Below are 19,344 nucleotides of genomic sequence, written 5' to 3' on the forward strand. Positions count from 1 at the left end.
AAAAAATCAGGCCTGGCGGGCGAACTTCCAGGCCATCTGGGCCAGCGGGCGGGCGCCTGCAGCAGAGCTCACCGCTTGCGCGCTGGAGGCGGTACCAGCTTCCACACGCTTGGCAATGCCTTGCAGGATGGCCGCGATGCGGAACATGTTGTAGGCCATGTAGAAGTTCCAGTCCGTCTTGAGCTGCGCGGGCTCGGCCAGGCCCGTGCGGTCGCAGTACATGCGGATGTAGGTGTCCTCAAAGGGGATGCCGAGTGCTGCAAAGTCCAGTCCGCCAATGCCGCGGAAGGCGCCTGGCGGAATGTGCCAGGCCATGCAGTGGTAGCTGAAGTCGGCCAGCGGGTGGCCCAGGGTGGACAGTTCCCAGTCCAGCACCGCGCGCACCTGGGTCTCGCGGCTGTCAAACATGAGGTTGTCCAGCCGGTAGTCACCATGCACGATGCTGACCATGCTGTCGTCGCGCGCCATCGCCGGAATGTTCTTGGGCAGCCACTCCATGAGCTGGTCCATCTCAGGGATGGGTTGGGTGATGGAGGCCACGTACTGCTTGCTCCATCGGCCAATCTGGCGCTCGAAGTAGTTGCCCGGCTTGCCGTAGCCAGCCAAGCCGCGCTCGGCAAACTTGACGGTGTGCAGGGCCGATATGACGCGGTTCATCTCGTTGTAGATGGCGCCGCGTTGCTCGGTGCTCATGCCTGGCAGCGACTGGTCCCACAGCACGCGACCCTGCATAAACTCCATCACATAAAAGGCGCGACCGATGACGGACTCGTCTTCGCACAGACAGTGCATCTGCGGCACAGGCACATCGGTTCCGTGCAGGCCCTGCATGACTGCAAACTCGCGCTCGACTGCATGGGCCGATGGCAACAGCTTAGCCACCGGGCCAGGCTTGGCGCGCATCACATAGCTTTTGCCGGGTGTGTTGAGCTTGTAAGTGGGGTTGGACTGGCCGCCTTTGAACATCTCCACCTCCAGCGGGCCGGCGTAGCCGGTAAGGTTGCTGTGCAGCCAGGCGTCCAGCGCCGCCACGTCAAAGACGTGCTGGCCCGAAACGGAACGGGTGCCGATAAAGTGGTCAAAGTCGCTCATGCAGATGGATGGTGTGAAAGTCGAAAACTAGTTATCTGCGTCAATGATGTGCATCAGCGCCGCGCGGTCGCGTATTACCAGGCCACCGGGCTCGATGCGAATCGCATCCTCGCGCTCCATGGCCTTGAGCTCCTGGTTGACGCGCTGGCGCGATGCACCCAGCAGCTGCGCCAGCTCTTCCTGCGCCAGTTGCAGGCCAATGCGCACCTCGCTGCCATCGCTGAGCGAGGGCACCCCGTAGCTGCGCACCAAATGCAGCAGTTGCTTGGCCAACCGCGCACGCAAGGGCAGGGTGTTGAGGTCTTCCACCAAACCATAGAGCTGGCGAATGCGCCGTGCATGCAGGCGCAGCATGGCTTCGTACAGCTCCACATGGTTGGCCAAAATTTTTCGAAAATCCGCCTTGGCCACACACAAGATGGTGCTGTCTCCATGCGCATACGCATCGTGCGTGCGGCGGTCCCCGTCGAAGATCGCCACATCGCCAAACCAGATTCCGGGCTCCACATAGGTCAGCGTGATCTGCTTGCCCGAGATGGAGGTGGAGCTCACACGCACTGCGCCCTTGGCACAGGCAATCCATTCCTCGGGCGGCTCGCCGCGCGCTGCAATCAGCTCGCCGTCTTTGTAACGTTTGACGTAGGCACATCGAAGAATGTCGTGTTTGAGAGAAGGAGAGAGGGATGAAAACCAGCGCCCTGCGTTGATCGCAGTGCGTTCATCAATGGTAAGAATGGGTTCGTCCATGGCCTGTCTTTTGGGTGACTTGCGGAAGGCAAATCGCGCCCACATTGTCACCCCCGGGACCGCGCCAGGTACAGGGGGGTGTCACCAGTGCGTCTGGTGCGGGGTCTACTCTTCTTCGTGCAGCAGGCTCAGGCCAATGGCGCCGCGGCGGCGCAGCCATGGGCTGGGGCGGTAGCGCGTATCACCGTACACGGTTTGCATGTTGAACAGCACTTCCAGCACATTGGTGGGGCCACACAGATTGCCCATTGCCAGTGGGCCCATGGGGTAGCCTAGGCCCAGTGTCACCGCGGTCTCTAGATCCTTGGGGCTGCAAATGCCCTGTTGGCACATGTCGCTGGCAATGTTGACGATGTTGGCCACCACGCGCTGCGTGACAAAACCACCACTGTCGCGCACCACACTCACGGCTTTGCCGTCACGTGCAAACAGCGCGTGGGCGGCATCACGCATGTCGGTGCGAGTGGCCGGGTTGGTGGCCAGCACGCGGCGCTTGGTGCCTGCGTCGTCCAGCAGCATGTCGATGCCCACCGTGCGGGCCGGGTCCAGCCGCTCCACCACGGCCACCGTGGTGATGTCAAAGCCCAGGGGGGCTACCAGTGTCAGCGCGATGGGTGAGGGGGATTGCCCGGTCTCGATCTTGGCGCCCAGGTTCTTCAACAGCATCAGCAGCTCCACACGCCGTGATGCGCGGGGTGACAGCCAGACGGGCGGCATCTCTTCGACCACAGGCACGGCGGGTTCGGCAGGCAGTACGGCCTGGCCGTCGGTGTAGCGGTAGAACCCTTCACCGACCTTGCGGCCGGTCAGTCCACCTGCCAGGCGCTGTGCAGTGATCACGCTGGGGCGGTAGCGGGGTTCTTGGTAGTACTGCTGGTAGATCGACTCCATCACCGGGTGCGACACATCCAGGCCGGTCAGGTCCATGAGCTCAAAGGGGCCGAGCTTGAAGCCGCATTGGTCGCGCAGAATGCGGTCAATGGTGGCAAAGTCCGCCACGCCTTCGGAGACCACGCGCAGCGCTTCGGTGCCATACCCACGCCCTGCGTGGTTGACGATGAAGCCCGGCGTGTCTTGCGCCAGCACGGGCGTGTGGCCCAGGTCTTTGGCGTATTGCTGCAATGCCTCCACCACGGTGGGCGCGGTCTTGAGGCCCGGGATGACCTCCACCACCTTCATCAAGGGGACCGGGTTGAAGAAGTGAAAGCCGGCCAACTGTGCCGGGCGTTGCAGACCCGCCCCCAGTGCGGTGATGGACAGGGATGAGGTGTTGCTGGCCAGTACCGCACTGGGCGCCAGGCAGGATTCCAGGGCCTGCAGCAGCTGGGTCTTGATGTCCATGCGCTCGGCCACGGCCTCGATGACCAGAGGGCACGCAGCCAGTTCTTGCAGGCTGGCAGCTTGGCGAATGCGGGAGCTGAAGACCTCAACGTCACTGGCGCTGATGCGGTTTTTGCTGGCCAGGCTTTGCCACTGCGCTTGCAATGCGGCCGCGGCTGCCTGTGTGGCGTCTGGCGCCGTGTCGAACAGCAGAACGGTGCTGCCCGCCTGGGCTGCGATTTGTGCAATACCGCGCCCCATGGCGCTGGCACCGACGATGCCAATGTGTTCAAAGAGTGGTTTCATGCCCGGATTATCTGGCGCGGTGGTGCTAGAAATGCGGGGTGTTGCCGCTGGCACGATAGCTTTTCGCTCGGTTAGGGTATGCGAGAATCGACAGAATCAATGAAGCCGGTCTTTCAACTTACACATTGCGCCCTGGGTGCCCTGCTGCTGTGTGCTGCGATGGGCAGCAGTGCACTGACTCTGGGGCGCGCCCGCGGGGCGGCCCTGTTGGGCCAGCCCTTCCAGATCACGGTGCCCGTGCAGCTGGCGGTGGACGAAGATGGCAGTGGCCTGTGTTTTGAGGCCGATGTGTTCTACGGCGATGTTCGCCAGGAAGCGACCCGGGTTTCCGTCACTCCCGAGCGTAATGCCGCTGGCCAACCCACGGCGCTGCGTATCCAGGCGCGTATGCCGGTGGACGAGCCTGTGGTGTCGGTATATGTGCGCTCGACCTGTGGTGTTTCCACCTCCCGCCGCTACGTGCTGTTGGCAGATCTGGTCTCGGAAGTCAGTCCGCCGTTGGTCGCTACCGCTCCTGTCCAGGCGACACGCCAGCCGGCGGTGGCCTTGCCTGGGGGCACGTCAGCCAATGCGGCTCCGGCAACCACCGGCACAGGTACCGCCGCCCCGGCCGTCGCCGCCGCGTCGGCCAAGCCGGTTGCAACACTGGCAGTGCCCGCCAAAAAATCTCTGCCCCGTACCGAAAGCTCTTTGGGCAACAAAGTGCCGACCAGCAGCCGTCCGCGCCTCAAGCTGGCCCCGCTGGACTTGTCGCAGGATTGGGAGCCGGCCCTCAAGTCCTCATCGGAGTTGATTGCGCCGCCTGTGGAGGATGTGCAAAAGCGCCTTGCCGCTGCGGCACTGTGGAAGACCCTGAACCTCACGCCCGAAGAGGTGCTGCGCGATGCTGCGCGCCTCCAGGGGCTGGAGCAAAGCGTTGGCAAGCTGGGTGAGCAGACCGCCCAAAATCAACGCCAGATGCAGGCCTTGCTCGCGAGGCTGGAAAAGTCAGAGTCTGAAAAGTACGCCAACCCGCTGATCTACGCCCTCGCAGCAGCGCTGTTGGCTCTGGCCGGTGGCATGTTCTGGTTTTGGCGCAAGCTGCGTAATGCGGGAGACTCTCCTTGGTGGAGCGGGCAGGGTGAGTCTCTGTTGACGCCTGTGGAGCGTGATACGACGGCCCAAGACCCATCCGTTATGCCGCCACCCGTAGTGACTGCACCGGTGCGGCCCGTGGTGGCTAAGCCGCTGCCAACCCCAACCCCTGTGCGCAAAGCCGCACTGCTGACCGATGTGGACATTGACCTGCATCTGGATGACTTGTCACCGCCCGTACCAACGGTTGCGCCAGTGACAGTGGCCCCACCGTCATCCCGCATGATGGGTTTGCGCGATTTTTCACCCAGCATGTCGGGTTCGTTGCGTTCCATCAATACCCAAGAGGTGCTGGATGTGCGCCAGCAGGCCGAGTTTTTCATGACACTGGGCCAGTATGACGACGCCATCGCTTTGTTGGAGCACAACATTGCCGACCATGCAGAGTCCAACCCGCTGGTGTACCTGGATCTGCTCAAGGCCCTGCACACCCTGAGCCGCAAGGAAGCGTTTGACCGCTACCGTGACGAGTTCAATGCACTCTTCACAGGCCAGGTGCCACCGTACACCCAGTTCAACCAGCCGGGGCAGGGGTTGGATGCTTACCCCGAGCTGTGCGCGCACATCGCATCGGTGTGGCCCAGCAGGGCGGCGCTGGAGTTCATTGAGAAATGTCTGGTGCGTGAGCGCAACGCGGCCGCAGACGTCAATTTTGATTTGGAGGCTTTCCGGGAGCTGCTGTTGCTGCATGCACTCGTCACGCGTTTGTCGGGCGAGACGACCAGCGGCGTGGTGCCATTCAGTGCAGCCAAATCGGCAGAGCCATCAACGGCCCCGTCGCCCGACACGGGCCCGGCTCCCGTGGACGCTGCTTTGCTTGAGCCTGCCATGGACATTGACCTGGACTTGTCGGAGTCTGTGCCAGCCGCAGACAATCTCATCGAGTTCGATGCGTCTGGGCTGTCGCTCACCCCACCACTGACGCCCCGTTCTTAGGCTGTGGGCCGCCCCAAGGCAGCGGCTTAGCGGCGCACCTGCAGTGCACCGGGGTTGATGATGTTGGACGGTGTGCCTTTGATGAAATTCACCACGTTGTCGAAGGCCGCGCCAAAGTACATCTCGTAGCTGTCCTGCTCCACATAACCAATGTGGGGGGTGCAGATGCAGTTCTCCAGCCGCAGGAGTGCGTGGCCTTGCAGCACGGGTTCGGTTTCGAATACATCTACTGCCGCCAGGCCCGGGCGGCCCCGGTTCAGGGCCCCAATCAGTGCATCGGTTTCAATCAGTTCTGCCCGCGAGGTGTTGACCAGCAGGGCCGTGTTTTTCATGCAGGCCAGATCCTCGGCCGTCACCATGCCGCGTGTGGTGTCATTGAGTCGCAAGTGCAGGGTCAGCACATCGCTGCGTGAGAAGAAATCTTCGCGGTCAGTGGCGCTGTGATAGCCGTCTTGCACGGCTTGCTGGCGGGAGCCCTCGCTGCCCCACACCAAGACGTTCATGCCAAAGGCGCGCCCATAACCGGCTACCAGCTGACCAATACGGCCGTAGCCCCACACACCCAAGGTCTTGCCACGCAGCACACCACCCAGCCCGAAGTTGGCAGGCATGGAGCCCGCCTTGAGCCCGGACTGCTGCCAGGCCCCGTGTTTGAGGTTGCCAATGTACTGGGGCAGCCGGCGCATGGCCGCCAAAATCAGGGCCCAGGTGAGTTCGGCCGGAGCGACCGGGGAGCCAGTGCCCTCGGCCACAGCAATGCCGCGCTCGGTGCAGGCCTGCACATCGATGTGGGAGCCCGCCCGCCCGGTTTGGGCAATCAGCTTGAGGCGGGGAAGTTTTTCGATCAGTGCCCGGGTGATCTGCGTGCGTTCACGGATCAGGACGATCACATCGGCGTCTTTGAGCCGGATCGACAACTGGCCCATGCCCTTGACCGTGTTGGTGTACACCTTGGCCGGAAAAGCGTCCAGCTTGGCCGAGCACTGCAGTTTGCGTACAGCATCCTGATAGTCATCCAGAATCACAATATTCATGCATGCCATTGTGCCTTGGGATACCAGCGGTCCGGCAGAGTGCAGGGCAAATTTGCCCCGCTGTTGTTACGCGGCTTCGCAGGCGGCCAGGCGATCCAGTTCGGCGCAGACATCGGCCATGCGGCCCGAGATGACCATACGACCTACGTCAGAGCGGGGTTGCCCACTCTCCAGCACCCGGACCACGCGCAGGGGTTTGGTTTTAGGCTTGTTTATGCCTCTAGCCCCCGTAGATACTGCGCAAGTAGCTATTAAATCAGGAGCATTTTTGCGTTCAAAAGACCGTGGCACGGTGTAGCTGGGCACACGTGGGGAAGGACTTGGCAGCAGCCAGGCCAGGAGTTGGCGCAGGGGGGCCAGAAAGTCGGGTTTCATGACGATGGCGGTGTTCATGGTGGGTACTTTCTGTCTGCGTTACATCAACATGGTGTTACGAATCAGGCCAACGGCCAGACCTTCAATCTCGAAGGGCTCGCCGGGTTCAACCACGATGGTTTGGTAGTCGGGGTTTTCAGGGTGTAGCTCGATCAGGTGTTTGTTGCGGCGAAAGCGTTTGACGGTGACTTCTTCACCCAGGCGGGCCACGACGATCTGGCCGTTTTTGGCATCTTTGGTGGCTTGCACGGCCAGCAGGTCGCCGTCCATGATGCCGGCGTCGCGCATGGACATGCCACGCACCTTGAGCAGGTAGTCGGGCTGGCGTTGGAACAGGCTGTTTTCCACGTAATAGGTCTGGTCCACATGTTCTTGGGCCAGGATGGGCGAGCCGGCGGCCACACGGCCAATCAGGGGCAAGGCCAGTTGGGCCAGGCCGGGCAGGGGCAGGGCAAACTGCTTCATGCGCGACTCTTGCATTGAGCGCAACACATCGCCCTTGAGGCGGATGCCGCGGGAGGTGCCGCTGACCAGTTCGATCACGCCTTTGCGGGCCAGGGCCTGCAAATGCTCTTCGGCCGCGTTGGCAGACTTGAAGCCCAGCTCGGTGGCGATTTCCGCCCGGGTGGGGGGGGCACCGGTGCGCGCAATGGCGCCCTGGATCAGATCCAGAATTTGCTGTTGGCGGGCGGTGAGTTTGGGACTTTCAAGCATACTGACTCCTTCATGTTGGGTCGGTGCTGGCTGTGTGTCTGTACACACTGTTTTCTCATCCAGTAACTGTATTTTTAACCAGTTTTTTGATTAATGCAAGTGGGGCGGTGATGTATGGGTAAAAAAGTGGTGGTTTTGGGTACGGGGGGCACGATTGCAGGCCGATCGGAGCGCGGATCGGACAACGTGGGCTACAAGGCCGGGCAGGTGGGCGTGCAGTCATTGCTGCAAGACATTGCCCCACTTCAGGCTGCGCTGCAGGGGCGCGAACTGGTGGCCGAACAGGTGGCGCAGGTGGATAGCAAAGACATGGGCTTTGCGGTGTGGGCCGCGCTGGCGCAGCGTTGTGCCCAGCACCTGCAGGATACGGAAGTGGATGCGGTGCTGATTACCCATGGCACTGACACGCTGGAGGAAACCGCCTTCTTTCTGGAGCAGGTGCTGCCCCCCGCGTTATTGCAGGCCAAGCCGCTGGTGCTGACCTGCGCCATGCGCCCCGCGTCGGCCCTGACGCCCGATGGGCCGCAAAACGTGCTGGATGCGGTAGCCGTGGCGCTGGACAGCGCGGCACGCGGCGTGTTGGTGGTGTGCGCGGGTGCGGTGCACAGCGCCCGCCTGGTGCAGAAGAGTTATACCTACCGCGTGGACGCGTTTGACTCGGGCGATGCAGGGCCGCTGGCGCTGGTGGAAGAGGCCCGCGTGCGCTGGTTGGGCAAGCCTGCCCCTATGGCTCCCCCGCGTGTGGTCGATCTGCAGGCACTGGCCAACACTGCATGGCCGCGGGTGGAGATTGTGATGAGCTATGCGGGTGCCTCGGGCGCCATGGTACGCAGCTTGGCCGTGCCCGATGCCAACGTTCCTCCATTGCGTGGCTTGGTGGTGGCGGGCACCGGCAATGGCACGCTGCATGTGGATCTGGAAGCAGCTTTGCTTGAAGTGCAAGCGCAGGGCACGCCGGTGGTCCGCGCCAGCCGTTGCGCACGTGGCCAGGTGGTGGCGGGTGAGGGCGTTGCTGCCTTGCCGCATTCGCAGGGCCTGTCTGCGGTGAAGGCGCGCATCGCGCTGATGCTGCAGCTGATGGCGTAAAAAAAGCCGCAGATGCGGCTTTTTCGGGCGGTGCCAGTAGCGCTTACTTGGTCAGCGCTTCAAACACCCGGCTGGTGATCGCATTCACATCACCCATGCCGCTGATGGCGCGGTACTGAGGGGCTGCTGCGGGGTCTTTCTGGGCCCAGCTGGAGTAGTACTCCACCAGCGGGCGGGTCTGGGCGCTGTACACATCCAGGCGTTTCTTGACGGTCTCTTCCTGGTCGTCGGGGCGCTGCACCAAGGGCTCACCAGTCACATCGTCCTTGCCTTCCACCTTGGGGGGATTGAACTTGACGTGGTAGGTACGGCCCGAGGCGGGGTGTGAGCGGCGGCCGCTCATGCGTTCGATGATGGCGTCAAACGGAACGTCGATTTCCACCACGTAGTCCAGCTGCACGCCAGCCGCCTTCATGGCATCGGCCTGGGGGATGGTGCGGGGGAAGCCGTCAAACAGAAAACCTTTGGCGCAGTCGGGCTGGGCGATGCGTTCCTTCACCAGGTTGATGATCAGGTCGTCGCTGACCAGGCCGCCGGATTTCATGACCGCGTCGGCCTGCAGGCCCAGCGGCGTGCCGGCCTTGACGGCAGCGCGCAGCATGTCACCGGTCGAAATTTGCGGAATTCCGTACTTTTGACAAATGAAGGTGGCTTGCGTGCCTTTGCCAGCGCCAGGCGCGCCCAACAGAATCAGTCTCATGGATAACCTCGGATAAAACAAAAACTTTGGCGCTTCTTTGGCACCTTGCTGGTGCATTTTTTATTGCGCGCGTGTAGCTCTGGAGAATAGCACGGGCTGCCCCGCGCCTAACTTACAGCGTGGGGGCTTGGCCGGCGAGGATGGCGCGCACACGCGCCAAGTCTTCGGGGGTGTCTACACCGGGGCCGGGCGCATGCGCACTGACGTGCACCGCAATGCGGTGGCCATGCCACAACGCACGCAGCTGTTCCAGCGCCTCCACCACCTCGATGGGGGCCTGTGGCAGTAGGGGAAACTGGCGCAAAAAGCCCACGCGGTAGGAATAAATGCCGATATGGCGCAAGGGTGCCGGGGACGGCAGGGTGTGGATGCCATTGGCAAACCCATCGCGCCACCAGGCAATCGGCGCGCGGCTGAAGTACAGCGCCAGGTGCGCGGCGTCGTGCACCACTTTCACTACATTGGGGTTGGCAAAGTCGGCCACGTCGGTGATGGCGTGGGCGGCTGTGCCCATGCTGGCCTGTGGCGTGGCGTGCAGCAGCGCGGCCACGGCTTGCACCAGGTCGGGGTCCATCAGTGGTTCGTCGCCCTGCACGTTGACCACAATGTCTTCGTCGGCCAGGCCCAGGATATCGCAGGCCTCGGCCAGGCGGTCGCTGCCAGAGGGGTGGTCTTCGCGTGTCAGGATGGCGTGCACGCCGTGGGCTGCGCAGGCTTGTACGATGGAGTCGCTGTCGGCGGCCACCACCACGCGGCTGGCTTGCGGCACGCCATCACGCACCCGCTGCGCCACGCGCACCACCATGGGCACACCGGCCAGATCGGCCAGGGGTTTGTTGGGCAGGCGGGTAGAGGCCAGGCGGGCCGGAATCAGTACGGTGAAACCCATGGTGCTACTCACAGGCCGAGTTCGGCGTCGGTGAGTACGCGGGCTTCGTTTTCGAGCAGGATGGGAATGCCGTCGCGCACGGGATAGGCCAGGCGGGCGCTGCGGGAGATGAGTTCCTGCTGGTCGCGGTTGTATTCCAGGGGGCCCTTGGTTACGGGGCAAACGAGCAGTTCAAGAAGTCGGGTGTCCATGGGGGGATGATACCGGGGCAGGGCGGTGGGGCTGCAGGCAGCGGTCCAGCGCGGCATAGAAATCGGGCGGCGCGGTTTGCACCAGTGGGACGGCGCGGGCCTCGGGGGCGTGCTGCCACAGCTTGGCGGCGTCTTTTTCGGTGCAAATTAGGTTGTAGCCTTCGTGGGTATTGCGCGACCAGCTATCAAAATCATAGTGATCTGGCAACGCTATGGTATGGGCCAGCAGCACACCCTGTGCACGCAGCATGGCAAAAAACACCTCGGGTTGGGCAATGCCTGCCACCGCACACACCGGGTGTGTGTCGGGGGCGTTCAGGGCTGTCAGCGGCTGCACATCACCGCTGGCCCCCACCGTGTGGTCGGCCAACTGGCGAGTTGCATTGAAACCGGGCACGGCATTGGGGCCGGTGTTAAGCACCAGCAAATTCTCACGGGATTGGCCCGCAGCCTTCAAGGCCCGGGGCGGCCAGGGCTCTCGCAGGGGGCCGGCCGGCAACAGCCAGCCATTGCCCGTGCCGCGGCTGTCGAACACACAAATCTCCACGTCGCGGTACAGCGCATAGTGCTGCATGCCGTCGTCACACACAATGATCTGGGTCTGCGGATGTGCTTGCAGCAAAGCCCGGGCCGCGGCGGCACGCTGGCGGCCTACATAGACCGGAACCCCGGTCTTGCGCTGCAGCAGCAAGGGCTCATCGCCCACTTCAGTGGGCGATGCGTCGGCGTGCACCGCCTGGATGGCCTCGCCCTGGCGGCCATAGCCGCGCGAGACGATGCCGACCTGCCAGCCCTGTGCCTGCAAATGGGTCACCACGCCGATGACGGTGGGGGTTTTGCCGGCACCGCCGGCCAGCACATTGCCCACCACCACCACGGGCACCGGCAGGCGCTGGATGGCCAGCCACTGCTGGTGGTAGAGCCCGCGGCGCAGCGCAATCAGGACGCCGTGGAAGAACGCGACGGGCCGCATAGCCCAGGCCAGCGCACTGCGGCCTGTCCAGGCCTGCAGAAAGGCCTGTTGCAGGCCTGCGTGCATGGTTTTACTGGCCGCCCGCCTGGGCGGAGGACTGGGTGGCGAAGGTGATCTGGTTGAGTCCGGCGCGCCGGGCCGCTTCCATCACGGTGACCACGGCCTGGTGTTTGGCGCTGGCGTCGGCGCTGATGATGACCACGGTGTCTTTGCCTGCCTTTGCGTTGTCTGTCAGGGCAATCGCCAGGCTGTCCAGGTTGCGACCTGCGATGGCGTTGCGGTTGATGCTGTAGCTGCCATCGGCACTCACCGCGACGATGAGCTCCTTGGGGTAGTCGCGCTGCGCATCGGTGTCGGCCACCGGTAGCTTGAGCTGCAGCTCGGTGAACTTGCTGTAGGTGGTGGACAACATCAGGAAGATGAGCACCACCAGAAGCACGTCGATAAACGGAATCAGGTTGATCTCGGGCTCGTCCTGGCGGTGGCGGCGAAAATTCATGGTGTGGCGTCTATAAAGGGGGCCGGCTTACTTGCGCATGGCCTTGAGGTGCCGGTTCAGGTGCTCGGCCGCCAGTTCCAGCGTCAGCAAATAACCATCGACGCGGGCGCGGAAGTAGCGCCAGAAAATCAGCGAGGGGATGGCCACGATCAGGCCAAAGGCAGTGTTGTACAGCGCAATCGAAATGCCGTGTGCCAGCTGCGCCGGGTTGCCGCCCGTGCTGCCACCAGGAGCCTGTGAGCCAAAAATTTCAATCATGCCCACCACGGTGCCAAACAGTCCCAGCAGGGGTGCGGCCGATGCGATGGTGGCCAAGGCACCCAGGTAATGTTCCAGGCGTTGCGTGACGCGTCGGCCCGCACCTTCCATGGTGGCGCGCACATCGTCTTCCGAGATATGGGGGTCGGCATTCACGGCGCGCAGGCCGCTGGCCAGCACCTCGCCCAAGGCCGAGTTTTTTTCGAGCTGGGTGACCACGTCGGGTGCCGGCACGCTGGTGCGGGTGACGCTGAGCACTTCTTCCAGCAGGCGGGGGGGCGCTACCTTGGCGACTTTAAGACTGATAAATCGTTCAATGACGATGGCCAGGGCCAGGATGGAGCAGGCAATCAAAGGCCAGATCGGCCAACCCGCGGCTTGTATGATGGAAAACAAGAGTGAAACCCCACGCAGAGTAAAAAGCTGGCTGATTATGGCGTACCCCGGTGTGTCCATTTTTCACAAAATGTGTGGATAAGTATGTGGGCAACTGCACCTGCCAAGCCCTCCAGGCCCATCTGCATGCGGGTGCGAACAGTTTGATGACAAATACAGCAGTGGAAAAACCAATCAATTCAACAACTTGCTACGCACGCCCGTGCGCTGGCGCCTGCCGGAGCCGTGTGTATGCCCGCGTTTGAGACCGAGCTCCCGACACGGCGGGTGTGGCCGGTATCGGCCCTGTGCCGTGCCTTGGCCGATACGCTGGATGCACGTTTTAACCCGGTGCGAGTCACTGGGGAGCTGGCCAGCTTCACGCGGGCCAGCAGTGGCCACTGTTACTTCACCCTGAAAGACGCGCAAGCCCAACTGCGATGTGCCATGTTCAAGCGGGCCGCGTCCCAGCTGGACTTTGCGCCGCGCGAGGGCGAGCTGGTGGAGCTGACCGGACGCCTGGACATTTATGGCCCGCGTGGCGATTTGCAGTTGATTGTGGAAAGCATGACGCGCCAGGGGCAGGGCAACCTGTTTGAGCAGTTCATGCGCCTCAAGGCGACGCTGGAAGCCGAAGGTTTGTTTGACGCCGCACGCAAACGGGCATTGCCCGCCGTGCCGCGCACCATCGGTCTGGTGACCTCGCTGGGTGCGGCCGCCTTGCACGATGTGGTGACCGCCCTGCGCCGACGGGCGCCCCATGTGCAGGTGGTGCTGGCGCCAGCCATGGTGCAAGGGGAGGGGGCGGGCCCCGCGTTGGTGCAGGCGCTGGAGTCGCTCTACCGTTACCGGGGCGCGCAGTCGCAGGGCGTGGATGCCATTTTGCTGGTGCGGGGTGGCGGTTCCATGGAGGATCTGTGGGCCTTCAACGACGAACAACTTGCGCGCACGGTTGCGGCCAGCCCGGTGCCCGTGGTCAGTGGTGTGGGGCACGAAACCGACTTTACGATTGCCGACTTTGTGGCCGATGTGCGGGCGCCCACGCCGACGGCAGCAGCCGAGATGGTGAGCCCCGCAACCGAGCAGCTGCTAGGCTTGGTAGACAGCCAGCAGGACCGCCTCCAGGCGACCCTGATGCGCGTGGTGGACCGGCAGTCGCAACGCCTGGATGGCGTCTCGGCACGTCTGGGGCGGCCTTCGTCCATCGTCGCGCAGCGGAGTGCAGGGCTGGTGGCTTTGCGGCAGCGCATGCTGCAGGCTGTGGTGTCCGATGTGCAGTGGAAGCGCTCCACCTGGCAGCATGCCCAACAACGCCTGTTGCCCAGTCTGACGCGTGCCCACCAAGTCCAGCAGGAGCGCACAGCGCGGGCTGGCTTGCGCCTGGAACTGCTGGACCCCAGATTGGTGTTACGCCGGGGTTATGCCTGGCTCAGCGATGCGTCGGGACAGGCCGTGACACGGGTGGCCCAGCTCCAGCCGGGGGACCGCTTGCGGGCAACCCTTGCCGACGGTGCGGTTGATGTTCAGGTCAGCCAACAGGCGGCCAATTAGTTTCTACAATCCCATTTTTCTTGCTAACCAACCCAGAGGACTCCATGGAACATACCTTGCCCGCCTTGCCCTACGCGATCGACGCTTTGGCTCCCGCTTACTCCAAAGAAACCTTGGAGTTCCACCATGGCAAGCACCACAATGCCTACGTGGTGAACCTGAACAACCTGCAAAAGGGCACCGAATTCGAGAGCATGACGCTCGAAGAAATCATCAAGAAGTCCAGCGGCGGCATCTACAACAACTCTGCCCAGATCTGGAACCACACCTTCTTCTGGAGCTGCATGAAGCCCGCTGGTGGTGGTGAACCCACAGGAGCGCTGGCAACCGCCATCAATGCCAAATGGGGCAGCTATGCTGCTTTCAAGGAAGCCTTTGTCAAATCGGCTGTGGGCAACTTCGGTTCCGGCTGGACCTGGCTGGTGAAAAAGCCCGACGGCTCCGTGGACATCGTGAACACCGGTGCTGCCGGCACGCCCCTGACCACCGCTGACACCGCGCTGTTGACGGTGGACGTGTGGGAACACGCCTACTACATCGATTACCGCAATATGCGCCCCAAGTTTGTCGAGACTTTCCTCGACAAGCTGGTGAACTGGGAATTTGCGGCGCAGAACTTCGCCTGAGTGCCGCCTTGCGGCGTCTGAAGGGCCAACAGGGCAACCTGTTGGCCTTTTTTGTTGCCATGCGTGGACTAGGGCTTAAAAAAATTTCACCAGAATGAAGTTAAATTCCGTATGGTGAGAATGCGTTGCAAAAAACAAGGTTTGGGTCAGACCGCTGAAAGCACAATCACGGACTATCCGGTTAATAAAGCCGGTGGGTAGTGCAGACCCACGGCGCCACCCCTATCTATTTTTTGGAGACAAGAGATGAGTACCCAGCAACCCACCATCATCTACACCCTGACCGATGAGGCACCCCGCCTGGCCACGGCGTCCTTTTTGCCCATCATTCGCACCTTTGCGGCGCCTGCGGGCATCAATGTGACCGAGAGTGATATCTCGGTGGCGGCCCGGGTACTGGGTGAGTTCCCTGAATCTCTGCCTGAAGACCAACGGCTGCCCAATACCCTGGCCGAGCTGGGCAAGAAGACGCTGCAAGCCGATGCCAACATCATCAAGCTGCCCAACATCAGCGCGTCCGTCGGCCAGTTGCAAGCCTGTATCAAGGAGCTGCAATCCAAGGGTTACGCCATTCCGGACTATCCCGAAGCGCCCAAGACTGACGAAGAAAAGTCCATTCGCGCCCGTTATGCCCGCTGCATCGGCTCCGCCGTGAACCCTGTGCTGCGCGAAGGCAACTCGGATCGCCGCGCGCCCAAGGCCGTGAAGGAATACGCGCGCAAGAACCCTCACAGCATGGCCGAGTGGAGCCAGGCCTCGCGTTCACACGTGTCACACATGCACGCCGGGGACTTCTACCACGGTGAAAAGTCCATGACGCTGGACCGCCCCCGTGACGTCAAGATGGAGTTGATCACCAAGAGCGGCCAGACCATCGTGCTCAAGTCCAAAGTGTCGCTGCTGGACCGTGAAGTTATCGACAGCATGTTCATGAGCAAAAAAGCGCTGCTGGAGTTCTACGAGAAGGAAATCGAAGACGCGCGCAAGACCGGCGTGATGTTCTCCTTGCACGTCAAGGCGACCATGATGAAGGTGTCGCACCCCATCGTGTTTGGCCACTGCGTCAAGATCTTCTACAAGGAGGCGTTTGAAAAACACGGCGCCTTGTTCAAAGAGCTGGGTGTTAACGTCAACAACGGCATGGCCGACCTGTACACCAAGATCGCCACCTTGCCGCAAAGCAAGCAGGACGAGATCAAGCGCGACCTGCACGCCTGCCACGAGCACCGCCCCGAGCTTGCCATGGTGGACTCTGCCAAGGGCATTACCAATTTCCACTCGCCCAACGACATCATCGTGGACGCCTCCATGCCGGCCATGATCCGCAACGGCGGCAAGATGTGGGACGCCAATGGTCGCCTGAAGGATGTGAAGGCCGTGATGCCTGAATCGACCTTTGCGCGCATTTACCAGGAGATCATCAACTTCTGCAAATGGCATGGCAACTTTGACCCCAAGACCATGGGTACCGTGCCTAACGTGGGCCTGATGGCGCAACAGGCCGAAGAATACGGTTCACACGACAAAACGTTTGAAATCTCGGAAGACGGTGTGGCCAACATCACCGACTTGGCCACGGGTGAAGTGCTGCTGAGCCAAAACGTGGAAGCCGGCGACATCTGGCGCATGTGCCAGGTCAAGGACGCAGCGATCCGCGACTGGGTCAAGCTTGCCGTCAACCGCGCGCGCAACTCGGGCATGCCCGTCGTGTTCTGGCTCGACTCCTACCGTCCGCACGAAGCGCAGTTGATCACCAAGGTCAAGATGTACCTGCACGAGCACAACACCGTAGGCCTGGACATCCAGATCATGAGCCAGGTGCGTGCCATGCGCTACACCCTGGAACGCGTGATCCGTGGCCAGGACACCATCAGCGCCACTGGCAACATCCTGCGTGACTATCTGACCGACTTGTTCCCCATCATGGAACTGGGCACCTCGGCCAAGATGCTCTCCATCGTGCCTTTGATGGCGGGCGGCGGCATGTACGAAACCGGTGCGGGCGGCTCGGCTCCCAAACACGTGCAACAACTGGTGGAAGAAAACCACTTGCGCTGGGATTCGCTGGGTGAATTCCTCGCGTTGGCCGTGTCGTTGGAGGACTTGGGTCTGAAAACGGGCAACGCCAAGGCCGCAGTGTTGGCCAAAACGCTGGATGCTGCGACGGGCAAATTGTTGGACAACAACAAAAATCCGTCTCCCAAAACTGGCCAGCTCGACAACCGTGGCAGCCAGTTTTACCTGGCCCTGTACTGGGCGCAGGAACTGGTCGCGCAGACCGACGACGCAGCACTGGCGAAGCTGTTTGCGCCATTGGCCAAACAACTAACCGACAACGAGCAAACCATCGTGGCGGAGTTGGCTGCGGTGCAAGGCAAGCCAGCGGACATCGGTGGGTATTACCTGCCCGACACCAGCAAGCTGGACGCAGTGATGCGCCCCAGCCAGACGCTGAATGCCGCATTGGCATCGGTAAAAGCGTAACGGTGTGTGGCGGGCCTTAGGGTCTGCAGCGCAATGTTCAAAGCCCCTTCAAGCTTCGGCTTGAAGGGGCTTTTTCATGGTGCGAGAGCGGTCAACGGTGTCTTATTTACGGCTCTCAAAGGGTGCCCCACCAAGTTTGCTACCTGCTTTGAAGCCGCGTTTGGCAAACCAGCCTTGGTTCATTTCCAGTACGTAGCGTACCGGTTTGCTGGCGCAATGGGAGTCCGTTGTTTGCGGCTTCATGTCGGCGAGGTTGACGATGGTGCCGTCATCGGCCACAAACGCGGCCGTCAGAGGCAGCAAGGTGTTTTTCATCCAGAAACACAAGCCAGAAGGTTGTTCAAAGATAAAAAGCATGCCTTCGTGCTGCGGCATGTCTTTGCGGAACATGAGTCCGATGGTGCGCTGGTCCGAGGTTTGCGCCACTTGTGCGTCGATGAGGTGCATGCCGGCCGTGAGTTTGACGCGTGGCAAATTGGTTTGGGGGGTGTCTTGCGCGAGTGCAGGACCTGCCAGTGCCAGGCAGAGCGCAGCCAAGTAGCTACCGAAAGATTTCATGCGTTGTCCGTTTGCGGGTTGGTGGGCGGGTGTTTGAATTGTGCGCCATGCGCGGGAGAGGCTGGGCGGGATTTACAACTAGAATTCTGACGTTCAAGTCCATGCACTCGCCATTCGTTTGTGGTGTGTGGCGTCACATTGTTAGCGCACCGAACCCGGAGTTCCGTTTCTATGTACCAGCACATCAAGGTGCCTGCCGAAGGCCAAAAAATCACTGTCAATGCCGACAAAACATTGAATGTGCCGGACCATCCCATCATTCCTTACATCGAGGGTGATGGTACGGGGCTGGATATCACCCCGGTGATGCTCAAAGTGGTGGATGCGGCAGTCGCCAAGGCCTATGGTGGTGCACGCAAGATTCAGTGGATGGAGGTCTACGCGGGTGAAAAGTCCACCAAAATTTATGGCCCCGATGTCTGGCTGCCCCAAGAGACACTGGACGTGGTGCGCGAGTACGTGGTGTCGATCAAAGGCCCACTGACGACACCGGTGGGGGGCGGCATTCGCTCACTGAACGTGGCGCTGCGCCAGGAGCTCGACCTCTATGTGTGTTTGCGGCCGATTCAGTACTTCAAGGGTGTTCCCAGTCCGCTGAAGGAACCCGAGAAGACCAATATGGTGATCTTCCGTGAGAACTCGGAAGACATCTACGCTGGCATCGAGTTTGAAGCGGAGTCTGACAAGGCCAAGAAGCTGATCAAATTCCTGCAAGACGAATTCGGCGTCAAGAAGATTCGCTTTCCCAACACCTCAGGCATCGGCATCAAGCCTGTGTCACGCGAAGGAACAGAACGTTTGGTGCGCAAGGCCATTCAGTACGCCATTGACAACGACAAACCCAATGTGACGATTGTGCACAAGGGCAACATCATGAAGTTCACCGAGGGTGGCTTCCGCGACTGGGCCTATGCATTGGCACAAAAGGAGTTTGGTGCGGAGCTGATTGATGGTGGCCCCTGGTGTAAGTTCAAGAGCCCCAAGTCGGGCAAGGACATCATCATCAAGGACAGCATTGCCGATGCTTTTTTGCAGCAAATCCTGTTGCGCCCGGTGGAGTACAGCGTGGTGGCCACCCTCAACCTCAACGGCGACTACATCTCCGACGCATTGGCTGCTCAGGTGGGGGGCATTGGGATTGCCCCTGGTGCCAACTTGTCGGACACCGTGGCCATGTTTGAGGCCACCCACGGCACGGCGCCAAAATATGCGGGCAAGGACTATGTGAACCCCGGGTCCGAGATCCTGTCAGCGGAAATGATGTTGCGCCACATGGGCTGGAAAGAAGCGGCCGATCTCATCATCAGTTCCATCGAGAAGTCCATCGCCAGCAAAAAAGTGACGTATGACTTTGCCCGCCTGATGGACGGTGCCAAGCAGGTCAGCTGCTCCGGCTTCGGCCAGGTCATGATCGACAATATGTGAGACGTGTTGTGCGGGCGCTGCGTGCAGCGCCTCGTCGGCCCCGAAAACCGCTGTGGAGCTAGGCTGCGCAG

Annotated in this window: 19 protein-coding genes; 6 read left to right on the forward strand and 13 right to left on the reverse strand. The window is 61.6% G+C overall.

Translation table 11 applies throughout. From position 1 onward, the window contains the following. Positions 1 to 6: 6 nt before the first annotated feature. The 3 genes from AC097A_RS08990 to AC097A_RS09000 all read right to left on the reverse strand — a co-directional run bounded on the left by AC097A_RS08990 (position 7) and on the right by AC097A_RS09000 (position 3,465). A complete protein-coding gene (locus tag AC097A_RS08990; protein WP_479620569.1) occupies positions 7 to 1,092 on the reverse strand; it encodes a phosphotransferase family protein in 1,086 nt (361 codons plus the stop codon). 27 nt (positions 1,093 to 1,119) lie between these two features. Then, entirely contained in the window at positions 1,120 to 1,839 is a 720-nt protein-coding gene (locus tag AC097A_RS08995; RefSeq protein WP_105260605.1) for a Crp/Fnr family transcriptional regulator, read from the reverse strand. A gap of 105 nt (positions 1,840 to 1,944) precedes the next feature. Further along, positions 1,945 to 3,465 carry a 3-hydroxyacyl-CoA dehydrogenase gene (locus tag AC097A_RS09000; protein ID WP_479620570.1) on the reverse strand — a complete coding sequence of 507 codons (1,521 nt, stop codon included), beginning with the start codon at positions 3,463 to 3,465 and terminating at the stop codon, positions 1,945 to 1,947. A gap of 99 nt (positions 3,466 to 3,564) precedes the next feature. On the opposite strand from AC097A_RS09000, the gene AC097A_RS09005 reads away from it, so the two are divergent. After that, a complete protein-coding gene (locus AC097A_RS09005; RefSeq protein ID WP_479620571.1) occupies positions 3,565 to 5,535 on the forward strand; it encodes a type IV pilus assembly protein FimV in 1,971 nt (656 codons plus the stop codon). 26 nt (positions 5,536 to 5,561) lie between these two features. Here AC097A_RS09005 and AC097A_RS09010 read toward each other — a convergent pair whose 3' ends face one another. The 3 genes from AC097A_RS09010 to lexA all read right to left on the reverse strand — a co-directional run bounded on the left by AC097A_RS09010 (position 5,562) and on the right by lexA (position 7,658). After that, on the reverse strand, positions 5,562 to 6,569 hold the full coding sequence (locus tag AC097A_RS09010; protein ID WP_315493250.1) for an NAD(P)-dependent oxidoreductase: 1,008 nt from the start codon (positions 6,567 to 6,569) through the stop codon (positions 5,562 to 5,564). A 66-nt stretch (positions 6,570 to 6,635) separates the two neighbouring features. Then, a complete protein-coding gene (locus AC097A_RS09015) occupies positions 6,636 to 6,962 on the reverse strand; it encodes a hypothetical protein (protein WP_146097316.1) in 327 nt (108 codons plus the stop codon). A gap of 21 nt (positions 6,963 to 6,983) precedes the next feature. Next, positions 6,984 to 7,658, reverse strand: a complete 675-nt coding sequence (lexA, locus tag AC097A_RS09020) for a transcriptional repressor LexA (protein ID WP_105260609.1) — start codon at positions 7,656 to 7,658, stop codon at positions 6,984 to 6,986. 114 nt (positions 7,659 to 7,772) lie between these two features. On the opposite strand from lexA, the gene AC097A_RS09025 reads away from it, so the two are divergent. Then, complete coding sequence (locus AC097A_RS09025; protein WP_479620572.1) at positions 7,773 to 8,744, forward strand: asparaginase; 972 nt, start codon at positions 7,773 to 7,775, stop codon at positions 8,742 to 8,744. 43 nt (positions 8,745 to 8,787) lie between these two features. Here AC097A_RS09025 and adk read toward each other — a convergent pair whose 3' ends face one another. From adk to AC097A_RS09055, 6 genes are all read right to left on the reverse strand, one after another. Beyond that, entirely contained in the window at positions 8,788 to 9,444 is a 657-nt protein-coding gene (gene adk / locus AC097A_RS09030) for an adenylate kinase (protein ID WP_315848043.1), read from the reverse strand. Between the two features lie 112 nt (positions 9,445 to 9,556). Further along, positions 9,557 to 10,333 carry a 3-deoxy-manno-octulosonate cytidylyltransferase gene (gene kdsB / locus AC097A_RS09035; protein WP_479620573.1) on the reverse strand — a complete coding sequence of 259 codons (777 nt, stop codon included), beginning with the start codon at positions 10,331 to 10,333 and terminating at the stop codon, positions 9,557 to 9,559. Positions 10,334 to 10,341: 8 nt separating this feature from the next. Beyond that, entirely contained in the window at positions 10,342 to 10,524 is a 183-nt protein-coding gene (locus AC097A_RS09040; protein WP_105260613.1) for a Trm112 family protein, read from the reverse strand. After that, entirely contained in the window at positions 10,505 to 11,563 is a 1,059-nt protein-coding gene (lpxK, locus tag AC097A_RS09045; protein ID WP_479620574.1) for a tetraacyldisaccharide 4'-kinase, read from the reverse strand. The genes AC097A_RS09040 and lpxK overlap by 20 nt, the downstream gene beginning before the upstream one ends. Before the next feature lie 4 nt (positions 11,564 to 11,567). After that, positions 11,568 to 11,996: an ExbD/TolR family protein gene (locus tag AC097A_RS09050; RefSeq protein WP_479620575.1), complete on the reverse strand. Its 429-nt coding sequence runs from the start codon at positions 11,994 to 11,996 to the stop codon at positions 11,568 to 11,570. A gap of 27 nt (positions 11,997 to 12,023) precedes the next feature. After that, a complete protein-coding gene (locus tag AC097A_RS09055) occupies positions 12,024 to 12,650 on the reverse strand; it encodes a MotA/TolQ/ExbB proton channel family protein (protein WP_105260616.1) in 627 nt (208 codons plus the stop codon). Between the two features lie 231 nt (positions 12,651 to 12,881). Here AC097A_RS09055 and xseA point away from each other — a divergent pair, with 231 nt between their 5' ends. The 3 genes from xseA (at position 12,882) to AC097A_RS09070 (ending at position 17,290) form a co-directional block, all read left to right on the forward strand. Continuing rightward, the gene (gene xseA, locus AC097A_RS09060; RefSeq protein WP_479620576.1) at positions 12,882 to 14,180 is read left to right on the forward strand and encodes an exodeoxyribonuclease VII large subunit; all 1,299 of its coding nucleotides are present in this window, start codon (positions 12,882 to 12,884) and stop codon (positions 14,178 to 14,180) included. A 44-nt stretch (positions 14,181 to 14,224) separates the two neighbouring features. Beyond that, positions 14,225 to 14,806: a superoxide dismutase gene (locus tag AC097A_RS09065; RefSeq protein ID WP_479620577.1), complete on the forward strand. Its 582-nt coding sequence runs from the start codon at positions 14,225 to 14,227 to the stop codon at positions 14,804 to 14,806. A gap of 246 nt (positions 14,807 to 15,052) precedes the next feature. Then, a complete protein-coding gene (locus AC097A_RS09070) occupies positions 15,053 to 17,290 on the forward strand; it encodes an NADP-dependent isocitrate dehydrogenase (protein WP_479620578.1) in 2,238 nt (745 codons plus the stop codon). 102 nt (positions 17,291 to 17,392) lie between these two features. Here the strand turns inward: AC097A_RS09070 and AC097A_RS09075 are convergent, their stop codons facing one another. Continuing rightward, complete coding sequence (locus AC097A_RS09075) at positions 17,393 to 17,848, reverse strand: DUF192 domain-containing protein (protein ID WP_479620579.1); 456 nt, start codon at positions 17,846 to 17,848, stop codon at positions 17,393 to 17,395. A 171-nt stretch (positions 17,849 to 18,019) separates the two neighbouring features. Between AC097A_RS09075 and icd the strand changes: the two genes are divergently transcribed. Beyond that, the gene (gene icd, locus AC097A_RS09080; protein ID WP_479620580.1) at positions 18,020 to 19,273 is read left to right on the forward strand and encodes an NADP-dependent isocitrate dehydrogenase; all 1,254 of its coding nucleotides are present in this window, start codon (positions 18,020 to 18,022) and stop codon (positions 19,271 to 19,273) included. Positions 19,274 to 19,344: the final 71 nt, after the last annotated feature.

This window comes from Rhodoferax sp. XS2R6 (genome assembly GCF_056521365.1).

Coding starts and splice junctions, on each gene's coding strand:
- kdsB (WP_479620573.1), bottom strand. CDS start 10,333: ATGGGTTTCACCGTACTGATTCCGGCCCGCCTGGCCTCTACCCGCCTG.
- AC097A_RS09075 (WP_479620579.1), bottom strand. CDS start 17,848: ATGAAATCTTTCGGTAGCTACTTGGCTGCGCTCTGCCTGGCACTGGCA.
- AC097A_RS08995 (WP_105260605.1), bottom strand. CDS start 1,839: ATGGACGAACCCATTCTTACCATTGATGAACGCACTGCGATCAACGCA.
- AC097A_RS08990 (WP_479620569.1), bottom strand. CDS start 1,092: ATGAGCGACTTTGACCACTTTATCGGCACCCGTTCCGTTTCGGGCCAG.
- AC097A_RS09050 (WP_479620575.1), bottom strand. CDS start 11,996: ATGAATTTTCGCCGCCACCGCCAGGACGAGCCCGAGATCAACCTGATT.
- xseA (WP_479620576.1), top strand. CDS start 12,882: ATGCCCGCGTTTGAGACCGAGCTCCCGACACGGCGGGTGTGGCCGGTA.
- AC097A_RS09005 (WP_479620571.1), top strand. CDS start 3,565: ATGAAGCCGGTCTTTCAACTTACACATTGCGCCCTGGGTGCCCTGCTG.
- lpxK (WP_479620574.1), bottom strand. CDS start 11,563: ATGCACGCAGGCCTGCAACAGGCCTTTCTGCAGGCCTGGACAGGCCGC.
- AC097A_RS09000 (WP_479620570.1), bottom strand. CDS start 3,465: ATGAAACCACTCTTTGAACACATTGGCATCGTCGGTGCCAGCGCCATG.
- AC097A_RS09025 (WP_479620572.1), top strand. CDS start 7,773: ATGGGTAAAAAAGTGGTGGTTTTGGGTACGGGGGGCACGATTGCAGGC.
- AC097A_RS09010 (WP_315493250.1), bottom strand. CDS start 6,569: ATGAATATTGTGATTCTGGATGACTATCAGGATGCTGTACGCAAACTG.
- AC097A_RS09040 (WP_105260613.1), bottom strand. CDS start 10,524: ATGGACACCCGACTTCTTGAACTGCTCGTTTGCCCCGTAACCAAGGGC.
- AC097A_RS09070 (WP_479620578.1), top strand. CDS start 15,053: ATGAGTACCCAGCAACCCACCATCATCTACACCCTGACCGATGAGGCA.
- lexA (WP_105260609.1), bottom strand. CDS start 7,658: ATGCTTGAAAGTCCCAAACTCACCGCCCGCCAACAGCAAATTCTGGAT.
- adk (WP_315848043.1), bottom strand. CDS start 9,444: ATGAGACTGATTCTGTTGGGCGCGCCTGGCGCTGGCAAAGGCACGCAA.
- icd (WP_479620580.1), top strand. CDS start 18,020: ATGTACCAGCACATCAAGGTGCCTGCCGAAGGCCAAAAAATCACTGTC.
- AC097A_RS09065 (WP_479620577.1), top strand. CDS start 14,225: ATGGAACATACCTTGCCCGCCTTGCCCTACGCGATCGACGCTTTGGCT.
- AC097A_RS09015 (WP_146097316.1), bottom strand. CDS start 6,962: ATGAACACCGCCATCGTCATGAAACCCGACTTTCTGGCCCCCCTGCGC.